8 protein-coding genes and 1 pseudogene are annotated in these 5,379 nt (G+C 42.5%); 5 read left to right on the forward strand and 4 right to left on the reverse strand.

Features of this window, described 5'->3' with window-relative positions:
• The 4 genes from VB775_RS15540 to VB775_RS15555 form a co-directional block, all read right to left on the reverse strand.
• A partial coding sequence (locus VB775_RS15540) for a NifB/NifX family molybdenum-iron cluster-binding protein (protein WP_323216868.1) occupies positions 1-389 on the reverse strand: 389 nt, incomplete at its 3' end.
• 90 nt (positions 390-479) lie between these two features.
• Positions 480-1,553 (reverse strand): Photosystem Q(B) protein 1, encoded by a 1,074-nt coding sequence (locus VB775_RS15545; RefSeq protein WP_281009898.1) that lies wholly within the window; start codon positions 1,551-1,553, stop codon positions 480-482.
• Between the two features lie 101 nt (positions 1,554-1,654).
• A complete protein-coding gene (gene petC / locus VB775_RS15550) occupies positions 1,655-2,191 on the reverse strand; it encodes a cytochrome b6-f complex iron-sulfur subunit (protein ID WP_281009899.1) in 537 nt (178 codons plus the stop codon).
• Complete coding sequence (locus tag VB775_RS15555) at positions 2,181-2,402, reverse strand: DUF2892 domain-containing protein (protein WP_281009900.1); 222 nt, start codon at positions 2,400-2,402, stop codon at positions 2,181-2,183. The genes petC and VB775_RS15555 overlap by 11 nt, the downstream gene beginning before the upstream one ends.
• Positions 2,403-2,842: 440 nt before the next feature.
• On the opposite strand from VB775_RS15555, the gene VB775_RS15560 reads away from it, so the two are divergent.
• The 5 genes and pseudogenes from VB775_RS15560 (at position 2,843) to VB775_RS15585 (ending at position 5,259) form a co-directional block, all read left to right on the forward strand.
• Positions 2,843-3,328 carry a DUF4079 domain-containing protein gene (locus VB775_RS15560; RefSeq protein WP_281009901.1) on the forward strand — a complete coding sequence of 162 codons (486 nt, stop codon included), beginning with the start codon at positions 2,843-2,845 and terminating at the stop codon, positions 3,326-3,328.
• Positions 3,329-3,521: 193 nt separating this feature from the next.
• Positions 3,522-3,816: pseudogene (locus VB775_RS26505) on the forward strand (alpha/beta fold hydrolase); the annotation flags it as partial.
• 29 nt (positions 3,817-3,845) lie between these two features.
• A complete protein-coding gene (locus VB775_RS15575; RefSeq protein WP_281009902.1) occupies positions 3,846-4,472 on the forward strand; it encodes a Tll0287-like domain-containing protein in 627 nt (208 codons plus the stop codon).
• 97 nt (positions 4,473-4,569) lie between these two features.
• Positions 4,570-5,064, forward strand: coding sequence for a rhodanese-like domain-containing protein (locus tag VB775_RS15580; RefSeq protein WP_281009903.1), 495 nt, complete (start codon positions 4,570-4,572; stop codon positions 5,062-5,064).
• 54 nt (positions 5,065-5,118) lie between these two features.
• A complete protein-coding gene (locus VB775_RS15585) occupies positions 5,119-5,259 on the forward strand; it encodes a hypothetical protein (RefSeq protein ID WP_281009904.1) in 141 nt (46 codons plus the stop codon).
• The last annotated feature ends 120 nt before the right edge of the window (positions 5,260-5,379 follow it).

Consider the following 5,379-nt stretch of genomic DNA (forward strand, 5'->3'; position numbering starts at 1 on the left):
CCTTTGTGGTCATCTTCTCCACCAAGAGCATGTTCCGCCTCATGGTCGCGATCGCGTTCCTCTTGAGTTTTCACAATTAGTGAACCCGCAAGATAGGCTGTTATGGCAGCATCGGGATCGATTTCAGTGGTGACAATGGGCTTGATACCTTTGGATTCCAGACGACAGGCTAATCCATTGCCCATACTGCCACTAATTAGTACCTGTACATCGTCCAATGGATGTGATTCTTTAGGAGAGCTTTCATGGAAGCTTTGAGCTTTAGCAAGTTCTAATAGCTGTTTGTTTTGAATAAATGTGTCATCCACATCGTAGATCCAGAATTTCTGGCAATGTCCAAGATGTCCTGTTACATTGGTTTGATTTTGGCTAGATACGGCAATTTTCATTGAAAAATTCCTATTCTTTGTTTTTTAGTTGAAATTTTTTATAGTTATGAGATCGCAAATTTAGCGATCTCATAACCATAGAATTAATGTTTAGGCAGAAATATCAGGAGATGTCAGAGCCAATGGAACTGGGAAGTTATGTCCATTAGGCGATCGCATGACTTCAATTCCAAGGTCTGCGCGATTAAGCAGATCGGCATCAGTGCGAATTGGACGACCAGAATCATCTAAAATCGATTGCTGGAAATTGAATCCATTGAGATTAAAACTCATCACGCCGATACCTAAAGCGGCAAACCAAATCCCGATCGTTGGTAATGCAGCTAAGAGAAAGTGGGTAGTCCGACTATTCCGCAGAGACAGGGTTGGGATCAGCAATCTGCCTAGGTAACCACTGTGACTGGCAAGCAGATTATAGGTAGTTTCTTCTTGACCAAATTTATAACCTAGGTTAGCTGATTCAATCTCTGTCGTCTCGCGAATTAGACTCGAAGTAACGAGAGAGCCATGGAGCGAACTCAAAAGTGCACCACCCAAAATTCCCGCTACTCCAAGCATGTGGAACGGATGCATCAAGACATTATGCTTTGCTTGGAGCGACAGCATGAAGTAGAAAGTACCCGAAATCCCCAAAGGCATTCCTTCTGAGAAGCTTCCTTGTCCGATTGGGTAGATAAACAGTACGGCGGTGGCTGCGGCTACTGGAGCAGAAAAGGCTACGGCGATCCAAGGACGCATCCCTAAGCGATAGCTCAATTCCCACTGGCGACCGAGATAAGCCCAGATACCAATCAGAAAATGAAATACGATCATCTGATAAGGCCCGCCGTTATAGAGCCATTCATCAATGGAGTCGGCTTCCCATACAGGATAAAAGTGCAGCCCGATCGCCGCCGAAGTTGGGACGACGGCAGCAGTGATCATGTTATTATGCGCCATCAACGATCCTGCGATGGGAGCGCGAACACCCTCCATATCCACGGATGGAGCATTGGCGATCGCTAGTATAAACACGATCGCTGCCACAAGCAGAGTGGGAATTGCGAGAATACCGAACCAACCTATATATAGACGGTTGTTGGTACTTGTGATCCAGTCAGAAAAGACTTGCCAAGAATTTACTGGGTCGAGCTTTGACTGTTTTGGGAAAACATAAGTTGTCATAATTATTACTCTTTGTCAATACAATTCAATAGTGAATAGAATGTAACTGAACTGAGAAGTTTAAAAAGACTGCAATTAGTGATACTAAACGTGAAGATGTCCTATACCCACCAAGGCTTTTGACCAGTACGAGGATCGGTGTCTGTCCATGGCGAGATCAAAATTTTGTTGTCAGTTACTGCAACTTTGACAATCTTGAGTGGTAGAGGAGCGGGACCACGTACTACGGTTCCATCAGGGGCATAGAGAGAACCGTGGCAAGGGCATTGGAACTGTTGATCCAGCGGGTTCCAAGGGAAGGTGCAACCGAGATGGGTGCAGTTATCGACAATGCCAATGTTGTCGAGAGTGCGATCGGCGGTGACAATCAGATAGGTGGGTTCTCCTGCTAAACCTGCTACTAGAGCGCGAGTTTCTGGTGGCTCAGCCAAGAGTTGTGTAGCAGGAATTACTTTGCCTAAGATGTCTTTAGCAAGGATAGCTCCACCGTCGCCAACGGCTTCTGATGGCGGAACGAAGAAATTACCAAAGGGATAGAGTGCCGATCCTGTGGTCACAGCGATCGCTGATCCTGTAATAAAGTTGAGCAATTGCCGCCGCGATAGGGACGGACTTTCGAGGGGTAAACTATTTTCCATGAAGAGACTCAGTAAGTTTATTGGTACGAATTCCTAGAAGTTGATAAAGCCCACAAAAGCCCACGAGAGCCGTTACCAGCATTATTCCACCCATCACAACTAGACCAATTCCTAATCCAGTACCGCCATAAAGGAAAAAGCCTAAATAGAACAATCCAATAGCCAATAACAAACGGATCAGGCGATCAACTGAGCCAACATTTGTGTTCATAAGGTAATCTCCAATGTTAAACAAATTGCAAAAACTTGCAGCAATATTGGAAGACTTAATTCTTGAAGTATTGCAATATTTTTTTGTAATCTACTTTAATATAACTCATTAGTAATATAATTAAACAAGATTAATCTTAAGACTAAGTTAAGTTTGTTCTCTAGATGATTCAACCCTATACTAGATATAGGCTTTGGCTTTTCCATAAGTCATGAGCAGCTAATCGTTCCATCGTAAAGAACTATATGATTTCAGTACAATTCCTATAACTTATACAGGATGTTATACGTTAGAATGTCATGCTAATTTTTGTTCCTATTACTTTTCCATAGGTTAGACATAGGTATAGAGTTTTACCGATTTTCTAGCTTTATTTAATGGATAGGAAGTAGAAAAGATATTCACTCACTTTATATGCGATCGCATTGGAAATAATCGTCATGAATTCAGAAACCTTATCGGCTCTCAAACCCTATCTCAGTTTTTTTCATCCCATTATGATGTGGGTATTGCTGGGTATTACTATCTATGCGATGTATCTGGGCGTACAAGTCCGTCGCACTAGACTAGCTGAAGGCGATGTCAAGAAAGAAATGATCAAAGGTAAATTCGCGATTCGTCATCACCAAATTGGTTCTATAGTTCTAGCCATAATGGTATTGGGAGCGATCGGTGGAATTGTGGCGACATATATAAGTAGTGGCAAGATTTTCATTAACGCCCATTTGTTTGCTGGTTTAGGAATGGTAGGCGCGATCGCGGTTTCAGCATCACTAGTTCCCTTTATGCAGAAACATGACTGGGTTCGCAGCATCCATGTCGCGATCAATATGGTGGTAATGGGTCTGTTTGGTTGGCAAGCCCTGACTGGCATCCAAATTGTCCAAAAGATTTTAGCTTCGATGAATGCGCCTGTTGCTGGTTAATCGGTTTCTAAAGCAATCTATTCAAAACAATACCAATAAGAAATCTATGTTTATACCTCGTGGTTTTAACGAACGTTCTGTCTTAACCTAACTTGGCAAGATGGTTTATTACACGGATCAAGGAGAACCATGGAATGAACATAATCCAACAGAAGCATTAGTCTTTCTGCACGGTTTTGATGGTGCTTCCTCTCTGCAATCGGCTCAACGTGAAAATGCGGAGTATGCAGCGCTCTCTTTTGTTCGGGGAGATTTGTGTTTTGATCTGTCTCCATACATCAAAAGATTGACGGTTGGTTCCTACAGCCATGATTTGGGGCAAGGGTTCTCAGTTCACAAACCCTAATGTCGGTCGTCAGCTTGCGGCGATGAATCCTGAAGTCATTCGTCGCTTTTACTATCTGGATGATGTGGGATTTACCCCGCAACTAGAGCAACCTGCGGTGACGATCGGACTAATTCGTCAGATTTTGCCATTGCTTGAGTAGATTTCTATAAAGTGATTCAGGACTAAATTATGCAAAAATTACATCAGTTCGTTCTCAATCTTTTTCTAGTAGTTGGTTTGAGTTTATTTACGATCGCTTGGAGTCCTGCGATCGCCCTAGCTGCTCCAATTATTCCCCATCCTGAAGAATTAGTTCATGCTGTTCAGGAAATTGAAGCTCTGGATGCAATGCGGATAGGCTTGGCTTCGAGACTAGAAGGAAGCACTGAAGAGCCAACCCAACAAACGATGAAAGAAGTCTGTCGTCCTGTGGGAATGCAAGCAATACAACTCAGTAAAGAAAATGGTTGGCAGGTGAAGCAAATCGCAACTAAGTATCGCAATCCTGCCCATACTCCTGAAAACCTCCATGACAAGGTGGCGTTGGCAAAATTTGAACAAGACCATGAGCTAGTCGGACTATGGGATCGGGAAACCATTAATCAGCAGACAGGAACGCGCTACTATCGCCGCATTGATGTAGAAGCAAGTTGTTTGGTTTGTCATGGTGCAAAAGATCAGCGTCCTCAGTTTGTGCAGAAAGGTTATCTTCAGGATTTAGCCTATAACTTCAAAGTTGGTGACTTGCGCGGTATGTATGCCGTGTTTATTCCCGATGAAATGAAAAAAGCAATTCAAGATTCTGTTACTCCTTAATTCACCTTACGCAGAGCGAAAATCTTCCCTCATCCCCTTCTCCTGCTCTGGGAGAGAGGCTAGGGGTGAGGATCTTATCTACTACAATAAAAAAATTATGAAATTAATTTTATCTCTACTGCTTGGCATCGTTTTATCATTCTGTCTCTTGTTAGGACTTCAACCAAACGCGATCGCCTCAAAACCAATCGATATACCTAATCTGCTGTCGAGTATTGAAGGATATCCACGATTAGAAATGTCTTTGGATAAATATCTCATGGCTATTCCATCGGGATACTACACGATTGCTAATGTCGAAGAGTTGAAAAGTTTGATAGCTGATCGTCAAGCTCTATTAGTGGATGTCCGCGAACTATCGGAATATCAATCAGGACATATCCCTAATGCCATTAACATTCCACTACGGACTATATCGCGCAATTTAAGCAAAATTCCTAGCGATCGCCCTGTAGTTTTATATTGTTCTACGGGTTATCGCTCTTCGATGGGTGTGATGACCTTACATTTGCTCAATTATGACAATGTGAAGGGCTTTCCGCCTAGTCTTTCAGGTTGGAAACAGGCTGGTGAGGCGATCGCCAAATCTTAATCTGTATTAATTACCATCATTCCTCCCAATACACGCTCATTAAGGAGTTTATTTATGGAAGCCACCAAAAAACACAGCCAATATTTTAAATATATTCGCCGTCTTCATCGCATTCTTGCTCCGATTATGTTGTTGCCTCTATTTCTAACTACCATTACAGGCATAATTTATGAAATCCTATATTTAGCAGCTTAGTACAGGACAAAAAGTTGCAAAAGTAGACAGGAAGGGGTTTTATAAAAGATAACCACATCACAAATAAAACCCCTATGAAAGAGATTAGCGTATTTTGCGAAAAGTTACATGAACATCTGC

It is taken from the genome of Pseudanabaena sp. CCNP1317, assembly GCF_034931345.1.
Taxonomy (GTDB): Bacteria; Cyanobacteriota; Cyanobacteriia; order Pseudanabaenales; family Pseudanabaenaceae; genus Pseudanabaena; species Pseudanabaena galeata.

Excerpts from the sequence above, each read along its gene's own strand:
- VB775_RS15545 (WP_281009898.1), bottom strand. The coding sequence starts at position 1,553 with ATGACAACTTATGTTTTCCCAAAACAGTCAAAGCTCGACCCAGTAAAT.
- petC (WP_281009899.1), bottom strand. The coding sequence starts at position 2,191 with ATGGAAAATAGTTTACCCCTCGAAAGTCCGTCCCTATCGCGGCGGCAA.
- VB775_RS15555 (WP_281009900.1), bottom strand. The coding sequence starts at position 2,402 with ATGAACACAAATGTTGGCTCAGTTGATCGCCTGATCCGTTTGTTATTG.
- VB775_RS15560 (WP_281009901.1), top strand. The coding sequence starts at position 2,843 with ATGAATTCAGAAACCTTATCGGCTCTCAAACCCTATCTCAGTTTTTTT.
- VB775_RS15575 (WP_281009902.1), top strand. The coding sequence starts at position 3,846 with ATGCAAAAATTACATCAGTTCGTTCTCAATCTTTTTCTAGTAGTTGGT.
- VB775_RS15580 (WP_281009903.1), top strand. The coding sequence starts at position 4,570 with ATGAAATTAATTTTATCTCTACTGCTTGGCATCGTTTTATCATTCTGT.
- VB775_RS15585 (WP_281009904.1), top strand. The coding sequence starts at position 5,119 with ATGGAAGCCACCAAAAAACACAGCCAATATTTTAAATATATTCGCCGT.